The following is a 24,825-nucleotide window of genomic DNA, read 5'->3' as shown; positions in this document are numbered from 1 at the left end:
CAATTTTTCCAGCGACGACTGAGGAGATTCGCGATGACCGTTCGTTCTGGCGACGCAGAACCGCCGTCTGATCAGGGCGTGTACGGGATCTCGGTCGCCGCTGAACTCTCTGGCGTCGCAGTGCAGTCACTACGCCTCTACGAGCGGTACGGGCTTGTCACGCCCGCCCGCAGTGACGGGGGGACGCGGCGCTACAGCGCCGACGATTTGGCTCGACTGCGACGCATCAGCGCACTGGTAGAGGCGGGGGTCAACCTCGCCGGTATCGCCCGCATCCTCAGCCTCGAGGATGACAACGCTGAATTGTCGGCTGCCAACAGCGACCTTCGATCGGCAAACCGATCACTGCGGGGTGCCGTCAAACAGGCTGCTGCAGAGGAGAACCCGAAGAATCCAGCGCGAAAGTCCGCGGCCCGCAAGGGTTAGGTGCCGGCACGGTTCGGGCGAGCACCATCCGCAGCGTATTCAGCTTCAGCTCGGCGGCCGGGGGTGGTGGTAGTCACGCAGCGCATCCAATATCGGGCCGCGGACTGGTCGATCCGGGTCGCGTACCCGGTTTACCGGTCCATATGCCGGGTATGGAGTTGCCATGAGTGATCAGCCGCTGCGCGCCATCGGTCTGGTGTGCAGCCTCAAACCCAGTCCAGCTGCGTCGAGCAGCGCGCTGATCGCCGAACAGGTTGTCGGCGAACTGAACAAGGCGAACGTCGAGTCCGAACTCATCCGATGCGTCGACCACAACATCGCTCCGGGCGTCGAGGCCGACATGGGCGCCGGAGACGAATGGCCCGACATTCGGCGGAAGGTACTCGATGCCGACATCCTGCTCATCAGCACGCCGATATGGCTCGGACACGCGTCCAGCGTGACCCAACGCGTGTTGGAGCGCCTGGATGCCGAGTTGTCCAACACCGACGACCACGGGACGCCCGCGATGGTCGGAAAAGTGGCCCTGGTCAGCGTGGTCGGCAACGAAGACGGCGCGCACAAGGTCGTGGCAGATCTTTTCCAGGCACTCAACGACATCGGGTTCAGCGTCCCGGCGCAGGGGTGCACCTACTGGAACGGTCCCGCGATGCAGGGCACCGACTACAACGACCTCGACCACGTGCCCGACGAAATCGCCTCGGCCACTGCGGCGGCAGCCCGCAATGCGGCGCATCTGGCCCACGCGTTGCGGGCACAGGGCTACCCGCCATACGAGGCGTAGAGCGTGTCGCCCTAACGTCCCCAAGGAGTTCGATGACCGAATTGACCGCAGAAAAGAACGGCGCCAGCGTGGTTGACCGCGCTCGGCGGGAAGCCGATGAATATCGCGGCGAGAATCCCCGCCCACTGGGCGGCTATCTCGCCGTGCTGGTGATCTACAGCTCGTTGGTGAGCGCGACGACACTGGTGGCGGTGCTGACCGGACGCCGGTTGCCCGTGCGTTGGCGGGTGCAGGACCTGATCACCGTCACGCTCGGCACCCACAAGCTGTCCCGAACGCTTACCAAAGACGCCGTCACGAGCCCCTTGCGCGCGCCCTTCACCCGGTACACCGGTACCGCCGGACCCGCCGAGTTGCACGAGGAGACGCGCAACGACACCCAGTTCCGGCACAGCATGGGCGAGCTGCTGACCTGCCCCTTCTGCCTGGACATGTGGGTGGCAACGATTCTTGTGATCGGCCTGGTGTTCGCGCCCCGGTTCACCCGCCTGGTCGCCGGGACATTCACCGCGCTGGCCGGAGCGGACTTTCTTCAACTCGGCTACGCGATAGCCCAACAGTGGGCCGAGAATCCCCCCGGCTCCTGACCCGTGAGGTGATGTCATGCCCAAGACAACCAAGAGCGGTGCCGCAAAGAAGGACGAATTGCCCAGCACGCTCAAGCGTTCCAGCGCCAAGGCGCAACGAACCTTCGCCAAGGCGCACGATGCGGCCGCCGAGCAGTATGACAGCGAGGAGCGGGCCCACCGTGTCGCTTATGCCGCGGTGAAGCACAGTTTCGAAAAGGTCGGCGACCATTGGGAAGCCAAGGACGAGAAAGGTCCATCCGACGCGCGGGCCGAACGCGGCGGCCTGGGCAACCCGCTGCCCTCGCAGGAAGGTGTCGACGCCAACGCCAGCAAGAAACATCTGCTGCAGATCGCTCGTCGGCTGGACGTGCGGGGCCGATCGACGATGACCAAATCCGAACTGGTGGAAGCGATCAAGAAATACAATCGCCGTGCCCAGCAGCGTTGACGAGCCGGGTGCCCAGCGCTTCCTGCCGGCCGATCGGCGGCTGAGTTCGCTCAAGCAAGGAGCGAGTGACTGCCGGGGTTGCGCGTTGTTCGAGGACGCCACGCAGACTGTGTTCGGCAACGGCAAACCCGACGCTGGGCTGATGCTGGTCGGGGAACAACCAGGGGATTGTGAGGACCAGCAAGGACTTCCGTTTGTCGGACCGGCAGGCAGCTTGCTGACGCAGGCACTGCACGACGCCGAGATCGACCCGACACTCACATACCAGACCAACGCCGTCAAGCATTTCGTTTCAATTTCAAACGGGTGGGCAAGCGGCGAATACACGCCAAGCCGGGCCGCATGGAAGTTGTCGCGTGTCAGCCGTGGTTGATCGCAGAAATCGAATCGGTGCAGCCCCAGGTAGTTATCTGCCTCGGCGCCACCGCGGCACAATCGTTGTTGGGCGGCGCTTTTCGCGTCACAGCCCACCGTGGCGAGTGGCTGCGGTTGCCGGCGCCCCTTGAGATGGCGTGGGAGCCGATGCTGATGGCGACAATCCACCCGTCGGCGCTGCTGCGCGGCCGCAGTGAACGGCGCAGAGAGAATTACGAGTCGTTCGTGGGTGACCTCCGCACTGCGAGTAGCGGGCCAGCGGCAATGTTTCGGGATAATCAGCCTGGGTAGTCGAACCTGATGAGCCTACGCAGCGAGGAAAACGCCCAGGTAGACGGGACGACGGCGGTCACGAAGGCCGACGCCGGCCAAGGGCGGGCCCGTCGCGGTGTGGTCAACTGGATACTGGCCGCGCTGACCGTGCCGGCGGCCGCTCTGATTATGATTTTCGCGGTCGGCGCCGCGATGAGCGTGGCGGCGTGTAGCACGGCGCAGTGTCCGAGCCTCGGCCCCGGCGGCGTGCTCTACGGTTTGCTTTTCTACGGCGCCCCCGTCATCGCCGGCTTGACGGTCATCGCCTCGTTCTTCACCGCTCTGCGGCGCCGAGGCTGGATCGTCCCCGTGGTGGCCCTGGCCCTGCTGGCGGCCGACTTCGCAGCCATCGCGATTCTGTTCTGATGTCGACCGCCACCAGGTATGCGTCCGCGGTGTTGTTCGACATCGACGGCACGCTGGTTGACTCCAACTATCTGCACATCGACGCCTGGCAACGCGCGTTCGCCGAAGTCGGCATCGACGTCGAGACATGGCGTATCCACCGATCCATCGGTATGGACGGTTCGACGTTGGTGAAATCACTGTCCGATGACGCGCCAGAGGACGCTCAGAAGCAGCTGAAAGATCTGCACTCCCGCTACTACCGGGAAGTCGCGTCGTTGCTGCGGCCGCTGCCCGGGGCCCGCGCGTTGCTGCGCCGGGTGGCCGATCTGGGAGTCAAAGTGGTGCTGGCCACTTCGGCGCCGGACGACGAATTGAAGTTGCTGCGTAAGGTGCTCGATTGCGACGAGCTGGTCGCGGCGGTGACCTCGTCCGCCGATGTGGATACCGCAAAGCCCAAGCCCGACATCATCGAGGTCGCGCTGGAACGTGCCGGGGTTACCGCGCAGCATGCGGTCTTCGTCGGCGACGCGATCTGGGATGCCGAAGCCGCCTCACGTGCGAAGGTGGTGTGTATCGGGGTGCTCAGCGGCGGAGTATCCGCATCCGAATTGCACGATGCCGGAGCGGCACAAGTTTTCGACAACGCCGACAAACTGTTGGCCAATATCGGGCAGACCCGGATTGCGGAGTTGGCGGTGCGGGGCTGACCACCTGCGCCAGCCACCGGCGCACGCGAATGGGCCCAGACCAGATTCGGCCTGGGCCCATTCGCGCAAAAGCTACCGAAAGCTACTGATTGGCCTTCTGGCGCTGTTCGGCCGCCTCGGCGCCGCCACGAGCGGCTTCGGCTTCTGCTTCCTTCTTGGCAGCGTCACGCTGGGCATCGGCCTTGTCCTGCTGGGCCTGGCCCTCGCGCTTTACGTCGTCACGGCCCGTCACTGCGCCGATGACTTCCTTCGCCTTGCCCTTGACACCCTCGACGACGCCTTCGATGCCCTCTTGCGGGCCACTCTTGTCCGACATGAAATCCTCCTGCATGAATTGCTCATATTGGCGACCTCGCGCTGTATTCGAACGCGCTCAGCCAGCAGGGTGCGAGAGCAACTTCTGCGTTGTCTCGTTGAATCCCCTGCAGCCACAGTGTTTCCGAACAGCCGAGCCCTCAAACCTGTGGGCTGGGTCACCCCGCAGACCGAAGTTCGTTTAGTGGCTTAGATTTTCTTTCACGGCCGAACGGATAAATGACGGACGCTGCGACTCAGCGTTGCTGCAGTCGCTAGGACCGGGGCTACGTCGCGACCGGCGGACATCACGGTGCGATCCGGACGAATGAAGGCCACCGCGGCCCGCCCATGACGCAGCCACACGTCGAGTTGGCCTCGCGGGTCTGCGTGGATGACGGCGATGTCGCGCGCGCTTAGCTGTGTTTCAACGGCTGTTTCCAACGGAATGCGGGTGACCAACGCGAAGCCGGACCCAGCGATGTCGTCCAGGCGTTTACCGTTGTCCAGCAGCGCATTCGGGCACATTTTTCCGGCGAGTTGTCCGGGCCGGCGGGTGCTGTGCACCAGGGCAGAGCGGCGCAGAGCCGGCGTGGTGGAGTCGACGATCTTCTTGCGCAATCCCGGAATGACGCCGACACGCGGCAATACCGTGCGTCGGGTCGCATCACCGAGCCGGCCGCCCCCGGTCATCGCCCAGCCAACGCTGAGCGCCAAGCGAATCAGGGCCCTGCAGTGCGGTTTACGTTCTTGCTGATACGTGTCGAGGGTGTCGGCGGGAAGGGTACCGTTGCGCACCGCTGCGATCTTCCAGCTCAGGTTGAACGCATCGCGCAACCCGGCGCACATGCCCTGGCCGATGAATGGGGGAGTGAGATGTGCGGCGTCACCGAGGAGGAAGATGTTGCCGCGGCGCCACCGATCGGCGATCTGGGCACGGAAGGTGTACTCCGTGACACGTAACAAGGTCATTTCGCTGTCGGCGAGATGCCGGGTCCACGGAGCGATGAGCGGGCGCAGCGTGTCCAGTGTGTCGAAGTCGCAGGCGCTTTCGCCTTCCAGCAGGCGAAACTCCCAGCGGTAGCGGGAATCTCCGATGCGCATGTAGGTTCCGGCACGAGCCGGGTCGCACATCTGATAGACACCGTCCCACTGCCGCAGGTCTGCATCGGTAGCGACATCGACCACCAACCACCGCTGCTCGAAGTTCAGATCCCGCATAGTGGAGCCTATTTGAGCTCGAACGATGCTGTTGGCGCCATCGCAGCCCAACAGGTAGTCGGCATCGATCTGGTGAACGGTGCCGTCGGTCCGGTCGGTGAAAGTGACGCGTGCACCACTGCCGTGGGCTGCGATCGCGGTAACATCCGCATTTCCGCGTAGTTCGGCGTTCGGGTAGCGCTCGAGGTTGGCCCGCAACAGCGTCTCCAACTCCGGTTGGTCGAACATGTTCGCCTGCGGGTAACCGTGCACGTTCTGGTTAGGGTCACGGTGAAATTCGGCCAGCACGTTGAAGTGATCGTCCAGCAGCCGCAGTCCGAGCGTCGGCCGCGAGATCGCCGCGAACTCCGCGGCAATGCCCAAGCGCGCGATGACCCGGTAGATCTCGTCGTCCAGGTGCACAGCACGCGGCTGCGGATATACCCCGGGCCAACGTTCGAGAATCAGGCTGTTGACTCCGTACTGCGCCAACAGAGTAGCGGCAGTGATGCCGGTTGGACCGGCGCCCACGATGACGACCGGGATATGACGAATCTCCTTGGCGTTCATGCGTATCGCACGGTGTTGCGCTGCATCCCCAGGTCGATGGCCCCGTCGTCGGTGGCTACCGAGGCCTCGACGACGTCACCGTGCTGCAGATACTTCGGATTGCCGGATTGACGCTTGAAGAAGGCCTTCCACTTCACCGCCGGCGGCATCAGGTTCCCGATGATTTCCAGCGGCTTCGGCGGGGCGCTCAGCGCGGTGCCGACCGGCGTCCCGGTGAGTATCAGGTCTCCCGGCGCGAGTTCCTGGAACTGAGCGAGCGACCGCAGCGCCTGTAGCGGGCGGTACAGCATGTCACCCTCGACGAGCGCGTTCTGCCGCTCCTCACCGTTGACCCGCAGCCGCAGGCGCAGATCGCCGAAGCGCTTGAGCTCATCGGCGCTGAGTAGCACCAATCTCGGACCGACTGGTGTGAACGTCGGATAGGACTTTGCTTCGTAGAACTGGGTCTGCGGCAGCTGGATGTCACGTGCCGACACGTCATTCGTGACAACCAGACCGGCAATGAAATCGGCGAGGTTGGCGTCGGAAATCTTGGTGCCGACCGGAATCGGGCGCCCGATTACCAGCCCGATCTCGACTTCGTAGTCGAGTAGCCGAACATGTGCGGGCTTGACGATGTCGGCGGAGGGACCGCAGATCGAGGCGGATGCCTTGCGGAAGAACGTCAGCGGAATCGATGCTGGATCCATCCCCGCGTCCTTGACGTGTGACCGGAAGTTCGTCATCTGCGCGACGACCCGACACGGTCGGGTCAGCGGCGCGATGAGATCCAAGGTCTCGACGGGCACCACATCGCTGGCCAGGGCTGCGGCCTCGATCGCGGCGTGGTCGGAAAGCAGTTGCGCGGTGCTGGTCGCGGTGGTGGCGATCCTGGCGGCGCCGGCGGCGGTCTCGACCCACCAGCCGTCGTCGGTGTGCAGTACGGATATGGTCATGCGGAAGGCACTTTCAGTAGGCCGCGCAGGCGGGTGAAGTCGAACTCATTACTTTGGCGGAGCGCACCGATCATCGAAACCACCTCGTGGCGTGCTGATTTGGGGTCGGTGCCGAGAAAGTCTCGGGTCGCGGGGGGTCCCCACTGGGCCAAACCCGAAGCGGTCAACGGCGCCCAGCCCGGTTCCAGGGTGTTGTCGAACATGTCGCCGTCGGTGAAGTGTTCGACCAGGAAACCGTCCGGGTCACGCCAGTAATCGAAGATTTGACTGCCTTGAATGTGTCTCCCTATTCCCCACGAGCGCACATAGCCCCGATCTTTGAGGTATTCGCCGCCGGCCGCCAAGGCATCGAGGTCGCTGACCTGATATGCCGAATGCAGGTAGCGGTTAGAGGGGCCCAAGGCCAACGCCAGGGTGTGGTGATCGGCCGGGGTCGACCCACGATCGCATCGGATGAAGCTCATGGTCGGGCCGCGCTCACGCTGCCCTGCGAAGTACTGGAAATCGCTGACGATCATCCCGAGGTTGTCGAGGTACCAGTTCAGCGATCGCAGATACTTCGTCGACTGCATAACCAGGTGCCCCAGTCGCTGCACCTGTGCCGGTGCCCGGCTCGGACGCTGAGGGTCGTTGATTCGCAGAGTTTTTGAGCCGAAGTTGAACATCGGCGGCTGTTGACCGGGCAATTCCGGCAGTTCGTGCATACCGGCAACCACCCGCACCCGCGTGCCCGTGGGGTCCCGCAGATCGACCGACAGCCCACCGATGGCTTCCGGCAGTGGACGGGTAGCGGCACCGGACTTATCGGCAAGGCGCAGCACGTCCACCTCTTCGCAGGCTCTGAACGCCACCGCGGTGAATCGCGAGCGCCGGCCGCGTCGCACGATTACGCACGGCGCGCCCGCGTCGGTACCGCGTAGCGCGATCTCGTCGGCTCCGCGATGGGCGGTCTGGAACCCGAATGCCTGCGCGAACGCCTCGCAACGGGTGAGGTCAGGCTTCTCGAACTCCAGCCACGCGAGGTCGGCGACTTTGATCACCGGGTTTCGGGATCGGCCGCAATGGTCGTCGGGGCGGCCACCTTGCTCGCTGTGCAAGTCGTGGTGCGCATCCGCGGGGGATCCGATCACATTCATCACCGTCTCTCATCAGTAACTGACGAAATCGTCACATACTTGGATGTCGCAAGTCAACTGTTCTGACGAATTCCTCAAATCGGAGGCATACTGCTCTAGTGACGATGTCAGGTGAGGGCCCCAGCCGCCTGGAGCGGCGTAAGCATCGCACCCGCTCGGCCCTCATCAAAGCCGCGCAACGACTGATCGCCGAGGGCAAGGTCAACGTGCCCGTGCTGGAGATCACCCAAGCCGCAAACGTGGGAATGGGGTCGTTCTACAACCACTTCGAGAGCAAAGAGCAGCTCTTCGAGGCTGCGGTGGCCGACGTGCTGGATGCGCACGGAGCGCTGCTTGACCGGCTGACCGAAGCGATTGAAGATCCGGCGGAGACGTTCGCAACCAGCTTCCGGCTCACCGTCTGGCTTTTCCGTCAGCGGCCGCGGGAGAGCGAGATCCTGCTGGCCAACGGCGTGGAGTTGTTATGGTCGGATCGGGGTCTGGCGCCTCGCGCGCTGCGAGATATCAAGGCGGCCGCGGAGGCCGGGCGGTTTGACACCGACGACCCCGAGTTCGCATTGGCGATGGCCGGCGGTGCGCTGCTGGGCCTCGGTGCGTTGTTGCGCAACGACCCGGAGCGTGACGGCGCGCTGGCGGCGGACAAGGCGACCGAAAACGTGTTGCGGTTATTCGGACTCTCCGCCGAGGAGGCGCACGCCGTCTGTCAGCGGTTGTTGCCGGACTTCGCCGCCGATTAGCGGTCGCGCGCATGGTCGGTAAAAGTGACATAGTCAAGGCCCCGCATGAGCGTCGAAAGGATCGGGCATGCCCACGATCACCACCAACGATGGCGTCGAAATCTTCTTCAAAGACTGGGGGTCTGGTCGGCCTTTGGTGTTCAGTCACGGCTGGCCGTTGTCGTCCGACGACTGGGACGCTCAGCTGTTGTTCTTCCTGGGGCACGGCTACCGGGTGATCGCCCACGATCGGCGCGGACACGGGCGGTCGGCCCAAGTTGGCGACGGACACGACATGGATCACTACGCCGACGACCTCGCCGCGGTGGTGGAGCATCTGGATCTGCACGACGCGGTGCATATCGGGCATTCGACCGGAGGCGGCGAGGTGGTGCACTATCTGGCCCGCCATGGCGAGAGCCGTGCCGCGAAAGCTGTTCTCATCAGCGCGGTTCCGCCGCTGATGGTCAAGACCGAGGCCAACCCCCTCGGCCTGCCCAAGGAGGTGTTCGACGACTTGCAGGCACAGTTGGCCGCGAATCGTTCCGAGTTCTACCGAGCGCTGCCATCGGGCCCCTTCTACGGATTCAATCGGCCCGGTGTCCAGTCCTCTGAAGCCAGCATCGCCAACTGGTGGCGTCAGGGGATGATGGGTGGCGCCAAGGCGCACTACGAAGGGATCGTGGCATTCTCCCAAACCGACTTCACCGCAGCGCTGGGGAAGATCGCCGTGCCCACACTGGTGATGCACAGCAAGGATGACCAGATCGTGCCCTATCAGGCTGCAGGCCCGTTGTCAGCCAAGCTGTTGCGCAACGGAGTTCTGAAGACCTACGAGGATCTGCCGCACGGGATGATCACCACGCACGCCGACACGATCAATGCCGACCTCTTGGAGTTTCTGCAGAGTTAGCGCTCAGCGAGCCCGGGCCAGCTGTGCCCTGGCCACGATGACCGGCACGTGCGTCAACAGCGCCAGACCCGCGCCATCGGAACCGGGCAGCATTTCGGCGAACCCGCTGCTGCCACCGCTGCCGACCACCACGAGCTGCGCTGTCCTGGCACCATCCACCAGTTCGGGGGTCGGATCGTCGCGTGTGACAGCCTGTTGGACCGCGACATCCGGATAATGTTCGCTCCACCCGGCCAGCAACTCCGCCGCGCCCTCGTCGTCGAGTGCCTGCACGGCAATGAGCCCCACTCCCCGGATCGCGGCTTCGTTGAACGCGATCGCGATCGCCGATTGCGCTTCCGGCGAGCCGTCGTTGCCCACCAGCACCGGGGCCGCGAGGCTTTCTGAAGTCAGTCGGACGTCGTCGTGGACGACGACGACCGGGCAGCGTGCGTGGTGGATCAGTGTCGAGCTGAGCGAACATAGCTGACGTCGCTGCGGTGCGCCGGCGCCCAGGCAGCCCACCACCACCAGCTCGGCATGCTCCGACAGGTCGGCCAAGGCAAAAACTGCTGTAGCGCAGGGCATTTCGCACCGCACGCGGACCTGTGTGCCGACGATCCGCAGGGCCTCGTCGAGCACGAGTTGTCCGCGCTCACGCTGGCTGCGTGTCCGGGCGGCGTGAACCAGGGTGAGCGGAACGTCGCGCAACGCCGCGTCGTGGGCGGCCCACTGGATCGCGATATCGGAACCCGGCGAGCCGTCCACGCCCACGACGATTCCGAGATGCGTACTGCGGTTCGCCATGCCACCGCTCCTTCCGCTTCGCCTCGGAGGTTAGGTAGCCGACGACGTCCGCGGATGGGCCATAGGTCACTGATGCAATGGTCTTCTGGCCCTAACGCCGACCAGTGCCGATCCGGTAAATAACAGCAGCGCACGAACCCATGGAAACCGGCCGTCGGGGGCGAAGCCGTCGGCGGCAAAGCATGCCAGGGCATAAGTCGTCAGGGCCGCTCCGGTCAGCAGCACCAGGGCGGTCCAGCTTTCGGGGACTGGCGCAGTGAGCATGGGCAGGGGCGCGGCAAACAATCGTCGACCCCAGAACAACAACGCTATCTCGACCGCCGTGACCACGACCAGGATGCCGATCCACTCGATGCGGAAGAGCCACCAGGCCGCGGTTCCCTCCGCTGGCTGCGGAAACAGCCCAGCCGGGTAGCCCACGACGGCTACCAGTACGACAGGCACCATGTGCCACAGGTACAGCGCCATCACGTTGTCGTTGACGATGGACACCACCCGCCGCAATCGCGGGGGTCGGAGGGCTCGGTTGAGGGCTGGAACCAGGGCCGTGCCGATCCCTATCTGTGCGCAGCCGAAGGCCAGCAACGCGACAGTTGGTGGCGTTGTGTTCTGCACCTGCTGGCCGGGAACGCCGATCATGCTCACCGGGTAATGCCCCCGGCCGACCAACAGGGCCAGCGCGATTCCCGAACCCGCGGCCAGCACGACAGGCCTGAGTCCGGCCAACTGGCCAGACTGCCAAGCGATTCCGAGTTGATAGAACGCTCCCCAGCACAACAGGTAGTTCAACAGACCGACGTGTGGCACGTGGTACACCACGGTGGCGACGTCGACGACAACTGCCCCGACGCCAAGTGCGACAGGTGCCCACAGGCCGCAACGGCGTTGCGCGGCAAGCGCGATGGGTGTCGACGACACCACTACGACGTAAACCGCGAGAAACCACAACTGCATGGCCACGGCCCAACCCGCATACTGCACCACGGCGCCGGCCATACCGGTGATGCGCAGGACGGCCACTACACCCAGAATCACTGCGACGTATACCGCCGTGGGGCCCAGGACCCGCGCCAGCCGGTGCCGCAGCCAGTCCTCGCGCGAGATGTCGTCGCGGCCGCGCCGGTGCTCCCACGACACCGCGGTGGCATACCCGGCGACCATAAAAAACGTCGGAACGGCTTGGAAACCCCACGTCAACCATTGCGTCCAGGGCTGGTCGACAAGCGGATTCTGGCGGCCGAAGCGTCCGTCGCGGTAGGTCACCGACGACGCCAGCCAATGCCCCAGCACGATCAGGATCACCCCTGATGCCCGCAGGAAGTCCACCGCGACATTGCGTGCCGGTCGAGTGGCATCCCGATGGTCCATCAGCGCGAGGGTACCCGGCTCAATGACGGCATGAGACCAGCGCGGCTCGCAGATCTGACAGTCGGGCGACTCGGACTTGGCGCCATGGGGATGTCGGGGGCGTACGCCGGCGCCGGTAGCGACGACGCCGAGTCGATTCGCACGGTGCACCGCGCCCTCGATCTCGGCGCGACGTTGATCGACACGGCAGAGGTGTATGAACCCCCTAGATGAACGAGGAGCTGCTCGCCCGCGCGTTACGCGGCCGCCGAGACGGCTGGTGCTGGCCAGCAAGTCCGGCATGATTTCGCACACCGGCCGGCACCGGCCGCGACAGCAGTCCCGCCAATATCGTTGCCGCACTTGATGGGTCATTGTGACGGCTGCAGACCGACCACATCGACCTCTACTACCAGCATCGCCTGGACCGCGACACCCCGATCGAGGACACGGTCGGAGCTCTCGCGGAATTGGTGCGAGTCGGCAAGATCCGGTACATCGTTCTCCCGGAGGTGGGCGCCCAGGCATCCGGCGCGCCCACGCCGTGCACCCGATCACCGCGGTGCAATCCGAATACTCGTTATGGACGCGCGACCCCGAAGACACGGTGCTGCCCGCTCTTCGCGAACTGGGCATCGGGTTCGTCGCCTACTCGCCGCTTGGACGGGGCTTTCTCACGGGGACCATACGGTCCACCGAAGGGCTTCCGGACACCGATTACCGCGTGACGAACCCGCGCTTCGCCGCCGGGAATTTCGAGCACAAGCTGCGCAGCGCCGGTGAATTGCGCGCTATCGCCGGCGACGTCGGCGCCACGCCGGCGCAGGTCGCGTTGGCGTGGCTGTTGGCGAAAGGACTCTCAATGACGATGTCAAGCCGCCGATTCGGTGATTGGGGGTGAGTCGGGTTGCCAGGTGCGGTTGTCGCGGATGAGGGCGTAGAGGACGTTGGTGCGGCGTCGCGCCAGGCAGATGGTGGCCGGGATCGGTCGTTTGGCTTCGTCCCGTTTGCGCTGGTAGTAGGCCTTCGAGTGCGGGTCGCAGCGGATTGCGGTGAGCGCGGACATGTACATGACCCGGCGCAGTCGGCGGCTGTAGCGCTTCGGGGTGTGCAGGCGTCCGGTGCGTTTTCCCGAGTCGCGCGAGACTGGGGCCAGCCCGGCCCAGGCGGCGAGTTGGTCGGCCGATTCAATCGGGGCGGGATCACCGACCGCGGCCAGGAATTCGGCGCCGAGCCGAAATCCCATGCCGGGCATGCTGGTGATCACGTCGGCGAGTGGATGGCGGCGAAATCGGCCCTCGATGTGCGGCCAGTCCTTTCAAGCCGCACCACCAGGCCGGCAACCAGACATGCAGCCACACCCGACCCACCCGGGTCACAGCACAACGTAACAACACGAAGTAACTGCACCTACGAACTTAAGGACCTGCCATCGTTCCCATCCCGGGCGCCAAGCGCGTTGTCCGCCTTGAGGAGAACGTCGGAGCCGACGCCGTCGAACTGTCCGCCGGGCACATGGCCCGGCTCGACCGTCTGACGCCGGCAGCAGGCGAGCACCACAGCGCCGCGCAGCTGCAATGGATTGACCGCGACTAAATCTTGCGCACCAGGGCCACCGCGCGCACGTCTTCGCCGACGGTGAAGTCGATGCGCACCGCGTCGCCGCTGCGTTCGGATCGGATGGTCAACGGTTCGCCGTACTTGATCGGGCTGCGGTACTCCAGCACGGCCCGATACGGGTTGTTCTCCAATTCGGGGAACTGCGCCAGGATTTCGTGCACGCCGTGCCAGTAGATGGTGTTGTTGACGTGTTCGAAAAGGTCGATGTCTGTGCGGCGCAGCGGAAATGGAGTGTCGGTGCCGGTTTGGACGTGTTCTGTCACCCACGGCCGCCACTTGAGCCGGTGATTGTCGGTGGTGCTGCCGAAGCGTTCGACGCAGTGGTCGGTGAGCCGCGACGGGGTCAAGGTGTCCTTGTTCATGCAGATCCAGAAGCCCTGCGTCTCGATGCGGCCGCCCCGGTCACCCTCGAGCTGCACCCGCATGTCGCACCACCTACTGGACAGCCCCGCGCACCAGCGGCGGAAGGTGATGTCACTGGGGATTTCGATCGGTTCCAACACGTCGATCACGGTGCGCAGCACGATCCAGTGCGGGTGAACTTCGGCCAGTTCCGCATCGGCCAGATGCTCGGCTCCCACTTCCTGGATGTAGCGGGCGACGCCATCCAGGCGCAGTCGGCGCTGCTCGTCGATATCCGAGGTGGCCAGCCGCCAACCAGTTTGGTAGACGTAGCCCTCGTCGGGAACATCGACAAGCGGTGCGTCGACCTCATGGTTGTGCGGCAAGGGGTCTCCTTTTCATGCGTCACTGAGCAGCTTTTCTAGCTGCTCGCTGGCCGTGTCCAACTTCTTCTGGAACATCGACACGACTCGATCGCGCAGCCGCGGCTTGTGCGACAGCGGTGGCAGCAGCTCGGCGAGCAGGTTCAGCCGCGCTGAGCTGAGCCAGTCCGTCAGGTCGGGATCATCGAGCCAACGTGCGAAATTACGCAGGTCCGAGTGCGTCAAGCGCAGCCAGTCGACATCACGGTCCGGGTGCGGAATCGGTGCGCAGAGCTCGTTTTTCAGCGCATCTCCGTCGTAGGCGAACTCCACGTGGGCGATGAACGCGGCGCTGAACACCTGCTGACAGCCGCGCACCGCCTGCAGGGTCAGTTGGTCGCCATCGAAGACCGGTACGGCGGGCCGTTCGGGTGCCCCGTCAGCGGTGCAGTCGATGTAAAGGGCCGACGGCGAGGTAGTGACGGACCCCTCGTCCAGCACGATTGCGGTCGGCTCGATGCGCTGGACGTGACCCATCCTGACCACATCGTCGATGCGGCGCAGTTGCTCGAACTCGGGTTCTGACACAGTCGCGCAGCGGTACATCCGGGGGCGGACCGAGGGGTCGAGGCGCAGCAACGTGCCGGCCGCTTCCAATCGGTCGAACAGGTCCTCGATCGAGGTGGCGGCCTCGATCGCTTCCAGGGTCGCGCCGTAGTTGTCGCGGAACCGTTTGATGAAGGTGGGGCCCGGCTGCAGGGTTGCCCGGTCCATCAGCCAGGAGTCGCGCGGCTTGATCCAGGTCAGTCGGTCGGGATCGACGTCGTGCCGCAGCAACCACAGGCACACATCCATGCCTGTCTTGCCCGCGCCGACGATCACGTACCGGTCCCGCGCGGCGAACTTGGGCAGGTCGTTCGGGGGAATGCAGTCGATCCCCGGGGCGACGGCATAGGGTGCCGGCCGCATGGACGGGACGATGGCACGCAGGTAGGTGGAGTCGACGACGCGCCGGCGGACGTTGACGACGTACTCGGCGCCGGAGAGGGTGCGAAACCGGCCGCCGCCGAGGTACTCCGACATCGGAAAGTACTCGACGCGACCCGTCGGCAGGAACTGCTGCTGCATGACCGCGTCGAAATAGGCGCAGACCTCTCCGACCGGCGCGAGTTCGTTGAGCCCCTGATTCCAGCCCACGATGTCGATGGTGTTATTGCCCAGTGGCCGTGAGTTCACGCCGTAGTACGCCGAGGGCTGATGCAGACGTACGAACGGGTAGGCGGTGGTCCAGTGTCCCCCCGGTTGATGGGCCCGGTCGACGATGACGACCCGCGCCTCCGACTCGGTGAGGACGGTGTCGCTGAACGCCATCCCCATGGCACCGGCGCCGATGACGAGGTAGTCGGTGTCCAAGCTGTGGACACTCATCGCGGCTGCTCTTTCATGCGCCCACGATAGTGCCTGGAATTAGGCAAGTATTCGGCTACCCACCCGGTAAGTTCGCTGGGATGGGAGCCGATCTCACCGTCGCAGTGGCCGACGGTGTCGCCCTGCTCACCCTGGACCGGCCGGAGCGGCGCAACGCCTACACCGCACGGATGGGCGCGCTGCTCAATCAGGCATACCGGGACTGCGACAACGATGACGAGGTGCGTGCGATCGTGCTCACCGGCGCGGGGGACACGTTCTGTGCGGGGGCCGACTTCGCCGCTCCGACAAACCCTTTCGATTCGCCGTCGGGTGACGCGTTCACCGCGTCGCCGACCGAGCCCGCGGCATTCGAACTGCGCACCCCGGTGATCGCGGCGGTCAACGGCCATGCCATCGGGATAGGACTGACCATCGCACTGCAAGCCGACATCCGGATCGTCGCCGAGGACGCCAAATATGCTGTGGCCCAGGTGCGGCGGGGTGTCCTGGGAGACTGCATGTCGCATTGGACGCTGCCACACCTGGTGGGCGGCGCCGTTGCGGCGGAGTTGCTGTTGACCGGCCGCACCTTCGACGGGCGGGAGGCGGTCGCTCTCGGGGTGGCCGCCCGGGCGTTGCCGGGACCGCAGGTGCTGGATTGCGCGATGACGATCGCGCGCGACATCGCCGTCAACGTGGCGCCCATGTCGGCGGCGCTGAGCAAGCGGCTGCTCTGGGACGCCATGGGCAACGGGTACACGGCCCGCCAGGTCGCCGACCTGGAAACACAGTTGCACCATCGGGTGATGGGGGCGCCGACGCGCGCGAGGGCGTCCAGGCGTTCCTGCAACGCCGCCCGCCACGCTGGACCGGGTCAGTGGCACGGGAGTGGCAACCGCTGCCCGAGATGGGGGGCGACCGATGACCAGCTGGAGGAGCCGGGCGATGCCCGCACTGCTTCGCCTCACCGGGAGGCACCGACCGTACGCAGGTGCGGACGCCGCCCTCGCGCACCTGCAACAGCGCGCCGCGCATCCTCAACCCTTCGGCCCGCCACCGCGGTTGCGGCCCAAGGTGGACATCAGCTTGCAGCATCGGTCGAGTTGGCCGATCTACACGTTGACACCCCTGGCCTCGACACCCGAACTCACCGTGATCTATCTGCACGGCGGTGCATGGGTCAACGAAATCACCAGTCAGCATTGGCAATTGGCAGCGCAGATCGCGCACCAGGCGGGCGCCACGGTGATCGTTCCGATCTATCCCTTGCTGCCGTCGGCCACCGCGGCCGACGTGGTACCCGCGATCGTCGAGATGGCGGTCCAGTACGCCGATGTCTACCTGGCCGGCGACTCCGCCGGCGGCCAGATCGCTCTGTCCGCGGCGCTCTTGCTGCGCGACGGACACGGCGTGGCCCTTCCCGGGACCGTGCTCATCTCGCCGGTACTCGACCTGTCGCTGCGCAACCCGGCCATCGCATCGGTCGAGCCGGCGGACCCGTGGTTGGGACGCGAGGCGCTGCAGTTCTTCGCCGACCGCTGGCGCGGCGACCTCCCGCTCGACGATCCGCGGGTCAGCCCGCTCGCCGCGGATCTGACCGGACTGGGCCCGCTGACCGTATTCAGCGGCACCCGAGACATTCTGAATCCCGATGCGCGACTGTTGGCCGAGAAGGCCGCAGCCGCGGGCGTCGACATCGAGTATCACGAGCAGGCGGGCTTGCTGCATGTGTACCCCTTGACCCCCACCCCGGAAGGCCGTGCCGCGCGGCGGATTATCGTCGAGCGGATCGGTGGCGCAACCGAATCGACGAGGAGGTAGTCGGCCATGGGTATCCCCGACCGTCAGCAGGCCATGGTGATGAACGGACCCGGCATAGCACCGGTCGCCGTGGAACGCCCCGTCCCCGAACCCGGATCGGGACAGGTGTTGGTCAAGGTCAACGCCTCGAGCCTGAACTTCCACGACAACGTCAACCTGATGGGTCTGCTACCCGGGCCCTGGCCACGGGTGCCGATGAGCGACGGAGCGGGCGAGGTGGTCGCCGTCGGCGCCGACGTCGCAGACCTGCGTGTCGGGCAGCGGGTGATGGGCGCCTTCAACCCCGGGTGGCAGGACGGTCCGCCGACACCGGAGAACAAGCGCGAATTGCCGGGCGACAGCTGCGACGGGTGGTTCCAGCAATACCGCGTCGCCGAGGCCACCGGTGTGGTCCCGACACCCGAACATCTCAGCGACGTCGAGGCCGCCACGATCCCGTGCGCGGCGGTGACGGCCTGGGCCGCCCTGACGGAGGCCAGTATCGGTGCGGGCGACGTGGTGGTGACGCAGGGCACCGGTGGGGTGTCGCTGTTCGCCGTGCAACTGGCTGCCGCGCTGGGAGCCACCACCATCCTGACGTCGTCGTCGGACGACAAGCTCAAGATCGGGTCCGCTTTGGGCGCAACGCATCTCATCAACTACCGCACCACCCCGGGGTGGGACGCGGAGGTGAAGCGGCTTACCGACGGCCGCGGCGCCAACCTCGTTGTGGAACTCGGGGGACCCGCCACCCTGGCGCAGTCGCTGCACTCGACCCGGATGGCCGGAACGATCGCGGTGATCGGTGTACTCAGTGGATTCGACATGACGCCCATCGCGGTCGGCGAAGTGATGCTGAACAACCTGCGCATCATCGGGATCACGGTCGGCAGCGTGCGCACTCACCGAGAAGTGTGCCAGGTGATCGCCGAGTCTGAAATAAAACCGCACATCAGTCACGTCTTCGGCTGGGAAAAGCTCGATGAAGCGCTGCGGGTGATGCGGGCCGGCGCACATGTCGGCAAGATCGCCCTCACCATCCCGTGACCCCCGAGCAGCGGTACTTCGACCTCGGCAGCTACCACCGCCGGGTCGAGACCGTCGCTCCGCAGGCACAGCTCTGGTTCGACCGCGGCCTGGTGTGGGCCTATGCCTTCAACCACGAGGAGGCGGTCCGCTGCTTCGAGCGCGCCTTGCAACACGATCCCGATCTGGCCATCGCACGGTGGGGGATCGCCTATTCGGTCGGGCCCAACTACAACAAGGCTTGGGAAGCCTTCGACCCGGTTGAGCTGGAGTCTTCCCTGTCGCGTGCCCGTGCGGAACTCGCGAATGCCAGTCAGGGCCGCGCCAGTGCCGTCGAACGCGGGTTGGTCACCGCTTTGCAAGCCCGCTTCCCGTCCCACGACCTCGACGCAGGGCGCCTTGCCTACGCCGATGCGATGGCGGCGCTGGCCGCGGCCCATCCCGACGACATCGACGTGCAAGCCCTGGCCGCCGACGCGCTGGTCAATGTCACGGCCTGGGCGCTGTGGGACACCACCACCGGCGCGCCCGCCGAGGGCTCGCGCGTGCGGGAAGCCCGGCGGATCCTCGAGCACGCGCTGGCCCGCCCGCAGGGGCGTACCCACCCGGGCATCCTTCATCTCTACCTGCACACCATGGAAATGTCGCCGACGCCCGAGGTGGCCCTACCGGCGGCGGACCTGCTGCGTGGCCTGGTTCCCGACGCGGGTCACCTGCAGCACATGCCGAGCCACATCGACGTATTGTGCGGCGACTACCGCAGCGCGGTCTTGGCGAATAGTGCTGCGGTACAGGCAGATCGGCATTTCGTTGAGCGCGAGGGTCCACTGAATTTCTACTCGCTTTACCGTGCGCACGACCTGCACTTCATCGTGTACTCGGCGATGTTTCAAGGCCAGTCGCAGATCGCGTTGGGTGCCGCCGACGAGCTGGCCGCGCAGCTGACGCCTGAGTTGTTGCGGATCCAGTCTCCGCCGATGGCCGACTGGCTGGAGGCGTTCGTTCCGTTGCGAACCCACGTGCTGGTGCGATTCGGTCGGTGGGACGAACTGATTGCTCAACCACTGCCGGATGACCCAGACCTCTACTGCACCACCGCGACGACCGTGCACTACGGGCGCGGTGTCGCGTTTGCGGCCACCGGGCAGCTCTCCCGGGCGCACGCCGAGCGCGCCGCCTTCGCCGACGCCTATGCGCGGATCCCGGAATCTCGGTACGTGTTCAACAACACCAGCCGTGACATTCTCAAGGTCGCCGAAGCCCTGCTCGATGGTGAAATCGCCTACCGCGAAGGATCTTTCGACGAAGCCTTCGAACATCTGCGACGCGCAGTGCAGCTCGACGACGGGTTGCCCTACGACGAGCCGTGGGGCTGGATGCAACCCACCCGGCATGCCTACGGAGCGCTGCTGCTAGAGCAGGGCCGCGTCGAAGAGGCCGCCGCGGTGTACGCCGCCGACCTCGGTCTGGACCCGACGCTGGCGCGGTGTTGCCAGCACCCGGGCAACGTATGGAGCCTGCATGGCTATCACGAGTGTCTGCGACGGCTCGGGCGTTCCTCCGAGGCGACCATCGTCGGCCGGCAGCTCGGCCTGGCCGCCGCGCGTGCCGATGTGCGGATTCAGGCGTCCTGTGCGTGCCGACTCGACGTCGTGTCCTGCTGCGACGACTGAAGTGGAACTCACCATGGTTTCGCGCAGTTGACGTTTGCCGGTGGCGCTGCCGGGGCAGTTCTCATCGATGCCTACCGATGCCGACCAGCTGAGTAAAGACCCCACACCCGACAGCGCCGAGGATAATGCGTTCTTTCCCTCGCCCTATTCGTTGAGTGAGTACACCCAACCGAAGACCGATTTCGACGGCGTGCAGCACCCGAAGGCCTACACCGGCGGGCGGTGGAAGGTGCTGATGATCGCGGCCGAAGAGCGCTACGTGCTGTTGGAGAACGGCACGATGTTCTCCACCGGCAACCATCCCGTCGAGACACTGCTGCCGCTGCATCACCTGATCGAGACGGGTTTCGAGGTCGACGTCGCGACGGTCGCCGGTTATCCGGTCAAGTTGGAGTTGTGGGCGATGCCGAGCGAGGACGAGGCCGTGCTGGGCACCTACGAAGCGCTTAAGCCGAAGCTGAAGCGGCCCCTGAAACTGTCCGATGTGGTTGCAGATGCGCTCGGTCCGGATTCGGACTACCTCGCCGTGTTCATCCCCGGTGGTCACGGCGCGATGGTCGGCCTGCCCGAGAGTCTCGCGGTGGGCCAGACGCTGGGGTGGGCGCTGAAGAACGACAAGTTCATCGTCACGTTGTGTCACGGCCCCGCCGCATTGCTGGCGGCCGCGCAGGACAACCAGGAATCGCCCTTCAAGGATTACTCGGTATGTGTTTTCCCCGATGCGCTCGACGCCGGTGCGAACATCGAAATCGGTTACCTGCCAGGACGATTGACATGGCTCGTCGCGGAGGAGTTGGGCAAGCAGGGGCTGCGTATCTGCAACGACGACATGACCGGCAAGACGCACCAAGACCGAAAGCTCATTACTGGTGACAGCCCGCTGGCCGCGAACGAGCTCGGCCGCATCGCCGCCGATGCTCTGCTGGAAGCGGTTCGGTGACTGTACTGCTCTAATGTTCTGCGCATGACAGAGGAGTCAGCGCGCAATTTCGTCTCGCTGCCGGACGGGACGCAAGGCCCACTCTCCGCCCCCGGTGGACGGCTGCTGATCACCGGCATCGACGCCGCCGGCCGGTCGTGCGCGGCGCAGGACGGCCCGGTCACGCTGAATGGTTTTCCGGGGTACGAGGGCATCCTGTTCGCCGTGCTCTACGCGACGCCGTCTGCCCCCGCGATCTCCCCCGGGGGGCGGGCCGCCGACGCGCTCGACCTCGGGGTCCCGCCCAGCTCCGTCAACTGGAAGTTGATCGATTACGGCCCAGGCGTAGCGTTTTCGATGCACCACACCGACACCGTGGATCTCGACCTCGTGTTGTCCGGATCAGTCGAACTGGTCCTGGGCGACGGGGCGCATCCGTTGCAGGTCGGCGACGCGGCCGTCGTCACCGGCGTCGATCACGCCTGGCGGACCGGACCGGACGGGTGTCGGCTCTCGGTCATGTCGGTCGGGGTGTCCGCGGAGACCAGCTCGACCGCCACGTAGCTGGAACTCAGCGCCGGAGTCTGGGATAGCGGATCCACGGGTTCGCCGTCGATCAGCAGGTTGCGGTTCACTCCGAAGACGTGTGGTGCCGCCGCGCCCCGCGGGTCGAAGACCCGCGACCCCCAGCCGTGAGCCATGATGAGGAGCCCGCGCCGGGGCCGGTCGCTCAGCGAAGCCCGCACCTGCACCGCGCCGACGGGGGAGTGCACCCGCACCTGGTCGCCCTCGCCGATGCCGCGATCGGCCGCGTCGGCAGGGTGGATGAGCACGGCGCTGCCCTTCCCGCCGGGGTGCAGGCCCGGCAGGTCGTTCAGAAACGAGTTCATCGAATGCCGGTGGCGGCGGTTGCCGAGCTGGAACGGGTAGCCGTCAGGTGCCTCGGGTGGCGGTGCGGCGAGCAGCTCGCGGGCGCGGGCGACCAGGGCCGCGGGCGCGATGTGCACCCGCTTGTCGGGGGTGCGCAGCGCGCGGGCGAAGTGGCCGTATTCCCGGGGGCCCAGCACCATGCCGTGCTCGCTGGCCACCACGTCACGCCATTTGAGCTTGTGGCCGTTGACTTTTCGTGACATCGCGATCAGCAGCCGGTTGATCCAGCGCGGGGAGAATTCCAGTGCCGGGCGTCGGGTGACGCGGGCCAGCCGGCGACTGGTCCTGATGAACGCGTTGACGCCCTTCACCCCGAACAGCGGCCGATCCATGGCAACGGTCAGGTCGACGAATATCCGCCATGCCTCGCGCGATCCCTCGGGCGGTTCGACGGCGCGCCGGCCGTAGTGCACGTACGGCTCGTCGTGCAGATTGCTGGTCAGCGCGAGCAGGTCGTCGCGTTCCAGCCAGTGCACGCTGGGGAGCAACCAGTGCGCATGGCGGTGGCTTTCGCGCTGCACCATGTCGATGACCACCAGCAGGTCGAGCTGTGACAGGGCCTGATCGAGGGCGGAACCGTGCGGACCCGACACCACGGGGTTGCCGGCATCGATGAGCAGAGCGCGAATCTGTCCGGGGCCGGGTGTGGTGATCTGGGCAGGCAGCTCGCTCAACGCATGGGCGCCGGCCACCATCGGGCGGCCGGTGACCCGGCTGCGGTGATCGGACGGCTTGATGGCGCCCGCCAGCTTCAACGCGTCCAGATAGCCGGGTTCGAAGCGCCGGCCGCCAGGGCGGTCCATGCGTCCGGTGATGACATTGAGCACCTGGCCGAGCCATTCGCCTACCGTTCCGGTCAGGTGCAGCGAGACTCCGGTCCGCGTCACCACCATGGCGGCTGGCGCGGTGGCGAAGTCCCTCGCGGTGATTTCGATCTGCCGGCGGGGTACATCACATCGGCGGGCCAGGTCGTCCAGCTGGGCTTCGGCGACTAGCTCCCGAAGTGCCGTCATCCCGGTAGTCAAGTGCGCGCAATCCGTTCGGTGTTCGAGGCCTTCGTCGATGATGACCTTGACCATCGCCAGCAGCAGTGCCCAGTCCTGGCCCGGGCGCACCGCGATATGGATGTCGGCTTTGTCGGCGGATTCGGTGCGCAGCGGATCGACCACGACGATCCTGGCGCCCCGCCGCTGCCGCGTCAGTGCGCGCTGCCACCCGCCGGGTGCGCTTTCCAGCCAGTTCCAGGCGCTCACCGCTGGATTGGCGCCGACCAGGAGGAAGTAGTCGCAGTGGTCGATGTCGGAGACGGGCACCATGATCGACGACCCGTACATCGCCTCCGCGACGAAGTGCACCGCATTCTGGTCCACCGATCCCACCGCGTAACGGTTCTGGGTGCCCAAAGCATCCAGCCAACCGTTCAGGAACATGAGATTGGACGCCGAGTATCCGGCCGGATTGCCGTAGTAGGCCCCAACGGCATCGGGCCCGTCGGCCTCGATCAACGCCGTCATCCGCGCGGCGATGTCCGACATCGCCTCGTCCCAGGTCGATTGGACATAGCGATCGCCCACCCGCCGCATCGGAGACACAATCCGGCGCGGATGTTCGACCAGTTCGGCGGCATTGCGGCCCTTCGCGCAGAAGTCACGCCAACTGTGCGGGTTATGCTTGTCAGCCGAGATCTTGATCACTCGGTTGCCCTCGACGTGGACCTCGATACCGCAGGATGCCAGACAGTAGCGGCAGAAGGTGAACACCGTCTGAGCGTCCCCCGCGGGTTGTCCCATGCTCCGAGCGTTACACTCTTGTCCATATTTGTATAGCTCTGATGGGGGACTAGGTGGCCGTTTCACCGTCCAAGATGATCGATGCGCGTATCGCGGAAATGGGTGACTGGCGCGCCAGGACGTCGGCCCATCTTCGGACGCTGTTCAAGCGGGCCGATCCCGTTCGAGCTGACGCCGCGCACACCGTGTCAGAGCAGGGCGCCAAATGACCGGCAAACCGCGAGACATCCGCGAGTTGCTCGGCGATGCCGACGCCTACCGTGACGAGCTGTACCGGCGCTGGACGGGTCTGCTCAGCTACCGCTACATCGGGCGCAACCACTCGTCGATGAACCTCGGCGAAGCCGACAACACGGTGACGATTCGCCGCGACATGCGCAACGAGGCGGGCGGCATCATGGTTGCTCCGCTTGCGATCTCGTCGCCGGAGGGCTGTCAGACCGACATGGTGGCGGTGCCGAACCCGGTGATCGCCTCGGTGCAGATCGTCGATCCCGGTTACGACGTCAGGCGAATCGAGATCGTGGATTCGGGCATCGTCCACCAGGGCCGCATGATGGGCTACGGACGGTGCAAGATCGTCGACGCCGACAACCCGGATCGGGTGATCGCCTTCAACGAGGGCCAGGGCGCGATCATCGGCGTACCGCCGGAAGGCCTTGACCGGATGGATGTTTCGGGCACCGAGCTGGTCGTCGAGGATTCGCCCGACCTGCCGCCGTTGTGGGGCGCTTTCGGCGCCGCCAAGCGCGCGGACGGGCATTGGATGTTGCCCGCGTTGAGTGCCGAATACGCCTCACCGGACGCGGCCCTGCACATCGGGCCGCAACACGTCGTGCTGGAGACCGCGGCGACCGATCTCGCCGCCGAGCTCGCCGGGACGCGCCGGCTGCAGGTCGTCAGCTGGCATGTGATGTTCATGTCCCGCGGCAAGGTGGGACCGTTCCGGGTCGAGGGCACCGCGCATGCCGGCAGGTCTGGACGGGTCGGCGTGCGCATGTTGCTGCACGACGAGGGCAATACCGACAAGGCGGTCACGTCGGCCGCGGCGGTTTTTGACGTCGTGGGCTGAATCCTGTCGCCACTC

Annotated in this window: 23 protein-coding genes and 5 pseudogenes; 18 read left to right on the top strand and 10 right to left on the bottom strand. The window is 65.6% G+C overall.

The window, feature by feature from the left end:
* Window positions 1–33: 33 nt before the first annotated feature.
* From JX552_RS17185 to JX552_RS17155, 7 genes and pseudogenes are all read left to right on the top strand, one after another.
* The gene (locus tag JX552_RS17185; RefSeq protein WP_205873244.1) at window positions 34–426 is read left to right on the top strand and encodes a MerR family transcriptional regulator; all 393 of its coding nucleotides are present in this window, start codon (window positions 34–36) and stop codon (window positions 424–426) included.
* Between the two features lie 163 nt (window positions 427–589).
* Complete coding sequence (locus tag JX552_RS17180; protein ID WP_205873243.1) at window positions 590–1,210, top strand: flavodoxin family protein; 621 nt, start codon at window positions 590–592, stop codon at window positions 1,208–1,210.
* Window positions 1,211–1,242: 32 nt separating this feature from the next.
* Complete coding sequence (locus JX552_RS17175) at window positions 1,243–1,797, top strand: DUF1360 domain-containing protein (RefSeq protein WP_205873242.1); 555 nt, start codon at window positions 1,243–1,245, stop codon at window positions 1,795–1,797.
* A 16-nt stretch (window positions 1,798–1,813) separates the two neighbouring features.
* Window positions 1,814–2,227 carry a ChaB family protein gene (locus tag JX552_RS17170; RefSeq protein ID WP_205873241.1) on the top strand — a complete coding sequence of 138 codons (414 nt, stop codon included), beginning with the start codon at window positions 1,814–1,816 and terminating at the stop codon, window positions 2,225–2,227.
* Between the two features lie 142 nt (window positions 2,228–2,369).
* Window positions 2,370–2,893 (top strand): annotated as a pseudogene (locus JX552_RS17165) (uracil-DNA glycosylase family protein).
* 9 nt (window positions 2,894–2,902) lie between these two features.
* Window positions 2,903–3,280 (top strand): hypothetical protein, encoded by a 378-nt coding sequence (locus JX552_RS17160; RefSeq protein WP_241010601.1) that lies wholly within the window; start codon window positions 2,903–2,905, stop codon window positions 3,278–3,280.
* Window positions 3,280–3,969, top strand: a complete 690-nt coding sequence (locus JX552_RS17155; RefSeq protein ID WP_205873240.1) for an HAD family hydrolase — start codon at window positions 3,280–3,282, stop codon at window positions 3,967–3,969. Before JX552_RS17160 ends, JX552_RS17155 begins: the two co-directional genes overlap by 1 nt.
* Before the next feature lie 82 nt (window positions 3,970–4,051).
* Here JX552_RS17155 and mbp1 read toward each other — a convergent pair whose 3' ends face one another.
* From mbp1 to JX552_RS17135, 4 genes are all read right to left on the bottom strand, one after another.
* A complete protein-coding gene (gene mbp1 / locus JX552_RS17150) occupies window positions 4,052–4,285 on the bottom strand; it encodes a microaggregate-binding protein 1 (RefSeq protein WP_205878508.1) in 234 nt (77 codons plus the stop codon).
* 200 nt (window positions 4,286–4,485) lie between these two features.
* The gene (gene mhpA, locus JX552_RS17145; RefSeq protein WP_205873239.1) at window positions 4,486–6,033 is read right to left on the bottom strand and encodes a bifunctional 3-(3-hydroxy-phenyl)propionate/3-hydroxycinnamic acid hydroxylase MhpA; all 1,548 of its coding nucleotides are present in this window, start codon (window positions 6,031–6,033) and stop codon (window positions 4,486–4,488) included.
* Window positions 6,030–6,968 carry a fumarylacetoacetate hydrolase family protein gene (locus JX552_RS17140; protein WP_205873238.1) on the bottom strand — a complete coding sequence of 313 codons (939 nt, stop codon included), beginning with the start codon at window positions 6,966–6,968 and terminating at the stop codon, window positions 6,030–6,032. Before JX552_RS17140 ends, mhpA begins: the two co-directional genes overlap by 4 nt.
* The gene (locus JX552_RS17135; protein WP_431195990.1) at window positions 6,965–8,104 is read right to left on the bottom strand and encodes a VOC family protein; all 1,140 of its coding nucleotides are present in this window, start codon (window positions 8,102–8,104) and stop codon (window positions 6,965–6,967) included. The genes JX552_RS17140 and JX552_RS17135 overlap by 4 nt, the downstream gene beginning before the upstream one ends.
* 104 nt (window positions 8,105–8,208) lie before the next feature.
* Between JX552_RS17135 and JX552_RS17130 the strand changes: the two genes are divergently transcribed.
* Together JX552_RS17130 and JX552_RS17125 are read left to right on the top strand one after the other, a co-directional pair.
* Window positions 8,209–8,841 carry a TetR/AcrR family transcriptional regulator gene (locus tag JX552_RS17130; protein WP_205878507.1) on the top strand — a complete coding sequence of 211 codons (633 nt, stop codon included), beginning with the start codon at window positions 8,209–8,211 and terminating at the stop codon, window positions 8,839–8,841.
* Between the two features lie 67 nt (window positions 8,842–8,908).
* Window positions 8,909–9,733, top strand: coding sequence for an alpha/beta fold hydrolase (locus JX552_RS17125; protein WP_205873236.1), 825 nt, complete (start codon window positions 8,909–8,911; stop codon window positions 9,731–9,733).
* A 3-nt stretch (window positions 9,734–9,736) separates the two neighbouring features.
* Here the strand turns inward: JX552_RS17125 and JX552_RS17120 are convergent, their stop codons facing one another.
* Entirely contained in the window at window positions 9,737–10,519 is a 783-nt protein-coding gene (locus JX552_RS17120) for a universal stress protein (RefSeq protein ID WP_205873235.1), read from the bottom strand.
* Window positions 10,520–10,585: 66 nt separating this feature from the next.
* Window positions 10,586–11,887, bottom strand: a complete 1,302-nt coding sequence (locus tag JX552_RS17115) for an acyltransferase family protein (RefSeq protein WP_205873234.1) — start codon at window positions 11,885–11,887, stop codon at window positions 10,586–10,588.
* Window positions 11,888–11,917: 30 nt separating this feature from the next.
* On the opposite strand from JX552_RS17115, the pseudogene JX552_RS17110 reads away from it, so the two are divergent.
* Window positions 11,918–12,722, top strand: a pseudogene (locus tag JX552_RS17110) (aldo/keto reductase); the annotation flags it as partial.
* Between the two features lie 15 nt (window positions 12,723–12,737).
* Here JX552_RS17110 and JX552_RS17105 read toward each other — a convergent pair.
* Window positions 12,738–13,169 (bottom strand): annotated as a pseudogene (locus JX552_RS17105) (transposase); the annotation flags it as partial.
* A gap of 119 nt (window positions 13,170–13,288) precedes the next feature.
* On the opposite strand from JX552_RS17105, the pseudogene JX552_RS33735 reads away from it, so the two are divergent.
* Window positions 13,289–13,462 (top strand): annotated as a pseudogene (locus tag JX552_RS33735) (aldo/keto reductase); the annotation flags it as partial.
* Here JX552_RS33735 and JX552_RS17100 read toward each other — a convergent pair.
* Together JX552_RS17100 and JX552_RS17095 are read right to left on the bottom strand one after the other, a co-directional pair.
* Entirely contained in the window at window positions 13,459–14,214 is a 756-nt protein-coding gene (locus JX552_RS17100) for an acyl-[acyl-carrier-protein] thioesterase (RefSeq protein ID WP_205873233.1), read from the bottom strand. The pseudogene JX552_RS33735 and the gene JX552_RS17100 sit on opposite strands and share 4 nt — an antisense overlap.
* 12 nt (window positions 14,215–14,226) lie before the next feature.
* Complete coding sequence (locus tag JX552_RS17095; RefSeq protein ID WP_205873232.1) at window positions 14,227–15,618, bottom strand: NAD(P)-binding protein; 1,392 nt, start codon at window positions 15,616–15,618, stop codon at window positions 14,227–14,229.
* Window positions 15,619–15,698: 80 nt separating this feature from the next.
* On the opposite strand from JX552_RS17095, the pseudogene JX552_RS17090 reads away from it, so the two are divergent.
* From JX552_RS17090 to JX552_RS17065, 6 genes and pseudogenes are all read left to right on the top strand, one after another.
* Window positions 15,699–16,525, top strand: a pseudogene (locus JX552_RS17090) (enoyl-CoA hydratase/isomerase family protein).
* Window positions 16,526–16,545: 20 nt separating this feature from the next.
* Entirely contained in the window at window positions 16,546–17,421 is an 876-nt protein-coding gene (locus JX552_RS17085; protein WP_241010600.1) for an alpha/beta hydrolase, read from the top strand.
* A 6-nt stretch (window positions 17,422–17,427) separates the two neighbouring features.
* A complete protein-coding gene (locus tag JX552_RS17080) occupies window positions 17,428–18,447 on the top strand; it encodes a zinc-dependent alcohol dehydrogenase family protein (RefSeq protein ID WP_205873230.1) in 1,020 nt (339 codons plus the stop codon).
* Window positions 18,444–20,099 (top strand): tetratricopeptide repeat protein, encoded by a 1,656-nt coding sequence (locus JX552_RS17075; RefSeq protein WP_205873229.1) that lies wholly within the window; start codon window positions 18,444–18,446, stop codon window positions 20,097–20,099. The genes JX552_RS17080 and JX552_RS17075 overlap by 4 nt, the downstream gene beginning before the upstream one ends.
* A gap of 67 nt (window positions 20,100–20,166) precedes the next feature.
* A complete protein-coding gene (gene hchA / locus JX552_RS17070) occupies window positions 20,167–21,039 on the top strand; it encodes a glyoxalase III HchA (protein ID WP_205878506.1) in 873 nt (290 codons plus the stop codon).
* Between the two features lie 24 nt (window positions 21,040–21,063).
* Window positions 21,064–21,582: a cupin domain-containing protein gene (locus JX552_RS17065; RefSeq protein WP_241010599.1), complete on the top strand. Its 519-nt coding sequence runs from the start codon at window positions 21,064–21,066 to the stop codon at window positions 21,580–21,582.
* Here JX552_RS17065 and JX552_RS17060 read toward each other — a convergent pair.
* A complete protein-coding gene (locus tag JX552_RS17060; RefSeq protein WP_205873228.1) occupies window positions 21,495–23,738 on the bottom strand; it encodes a molybdopterin-containing oxidoreductase family protein in 2,244 nt (747 codons plus the stop codon). The two genes, JX552_RS17065 and JX552_RS17060, sit on opposite strands and share 88 nt — an antisense overlap.
* A 205-nt stretch (window positions 23,739–23,943) precedes the next feature.
* Here JX552_RS17060 and JX552_RS17055 point away from each other — a divergent pair, with 205 nt between their 5' ends.
* Complete coding sequence (locus JX552_RS17055; protein WP_205873227.1) at window positions 23,944–24,810, top strand: hypothetical protein; 867 nt, start codon at window positions 23,944–23,946, stop codon at window positions 24,808–24,810.
* Window positions 24,811–24,825 lie beyond the last annotated feature (15 nt).

Origin of the sequence: Mycobacterium gordonae, assembly GCF_017086405.1 — a bacterium.
Classification (GTDB): Bacteria; Actinomycetota; Actinomycetes; order Mycobacteriales; family Mycobacteriaceae; genus Mycobacterium; species Mycobacterium gordonae_D.
This window is presented reverse-complemented; position numbering and strand designations above follow the sequence as displayed.

Excerpts from the sequence above, each read along its gene's own strand:
- JX552_RS17125 (WP_205873236.1), top strand. The coding sequence starts at position 8,909 with ATGCCCACGATCACCACCAACGATGGCGTCGAAATCTTCTTCAAAGAC.
- JX552_RS17120 (WP_205873235.1), bottom strand. The coding sequence starts at position 10,519 with ATGGCGAACCGCAGTACGCATCTCGGAATCGTCGTGGGCGTGGACGGC.
- JX552_RS17180 (WP_205873243.1), top strand. The coding sequence starts at position 590 with ATGAGTGATCAGCCGCTGCGCGCCATCGGTCTGGTGTGCAGCCTCAAA.
- JX552_RS17095 (WP_205873232.1), bottom strand. The coding sequence starts at position 15,618 with ATGAGTGTCCACAGCTTGGACACCGACTACCTCGTCATCGGCGCCGGT.
- JX552_RS17080 (WP_205873230.1), top strand. The coding sequence starts at position 17,428 with ATGGGTATCCCCGACCGTCAGCAGGCCATGGTGATGAACGGACCCGGC.
- JX552_RS17065 (WP_241010599.1), top strand. The coding sequence starts at position 21,064 with ATGACAGAGGAGTCAGCGCGCAATTTCGTCTCGCTGCCGGACGGGACG.
- mbp1 (WP_205878508.1), bottom strand. The coding sequence starts at position 4,285 with ATGTCGGACAAGAGTGGCCCGCAAGAGGGCATCGAAGGCGTCGTCGAG.
- JX552_RS17155 (WP_205873240.1), top strand. The coding sequence starts at position 3,280 with ATGTCGACCGCCACCAGGTATGCGTCCGCGGTGTTGTTCGACATCGAC.
- JX552_RS17055 (WP_205873227.1), top strand. The coding sequence starts at position 23,944 with ATGACCGGCAAACCGCGAGACATCCGCGAGTTGCTCGGCGATGCCGAC.
- JX552_RS17135 (WP_431195990.1), bottom strand. The coding sequence starts at position 8,104 with ATGAATGTGATCGGATCCCCCGCGGATGCGCACCACGACTTGCACAGC.
- JX552_RS17060 (WP_205873228.1), bottom strand. The coding sequence starts at position 23,738 with ATGGGACAACCCGCGGGGGACGCTCAGACGGTGTTCACCTTCTGCCGC.
- JX552_RS17170 (WP_205873241.1), top strand. The coding sequence starts at position 1,814 with ATGCCCAAGACAACCAAGAGCGGTGCCGCAAAGAAGGACGAATTGCCC.
- JX552_RS17160 (WP_241010601.1), top strand. The coding sequence starts at position 2,903 with ATGAGCCTACGCAGCGAGGAAAACGCCCAGGTAGACGGGACGACGGCG.
- mhpA (WP_205873239.1), bottom strand. The coding sequence starts at position 6,033 with ATGAACGCCAAGGAGATTCGTCATATCCCGGTCGTCATCGTGGGCGCC.
- JX552_RS17185 (WP_205873244.1), top strand. The coding sequence starts at position 34 with ATGACCGTTCGTTCTGGCGACGCAGAACCGCCGTCTGATCAGGGCGTG.
- JX552_RS17140 (WP_205873238.1), bottom strand. The coding sequence starts at position 6,968 with ATGACCATATCCGTACTGCACACCGACGACGGCTGGTGGGTCGAGACC.
- JX552_RS17130 (WP_205878507.1), top strand. The coding sequence starts at position 8,209 with ATGTCAGGTGAGGGCCCCAGCCGCCTGGAGCGGCGTAAGCATCGCACC.
- hchA (WP_205878506.1), top strand. The coding sequence starts at position 20,167 with ATGCCTACCGATGCCGACCAGCTGAGTAAAGACCCCACACCCGACAGC.
- JX552_RS17085 (WP_241010600.1), top strand. The coding sequence starts at position 16,546 with ATGCCCGCACTGCTTCGCCTCACCGGGAGGCACCGACCGTACGCAGGT.
- JX552_RS17175 (WP_205873242.1), top strand. The coding sequence starts at position 1,243 with ATGACCGAATTGACCGCAGAAAAGAACGGCGCCAGCGTGGTTGACCGC.
- JX552_RS17115 (WP_205873234.1), bottom strand. The coding sequence starts at position 11,887 with ATGGACCATCGGGATGCCACTCGACCGGCACGCAATGTCGCGGTGGAC.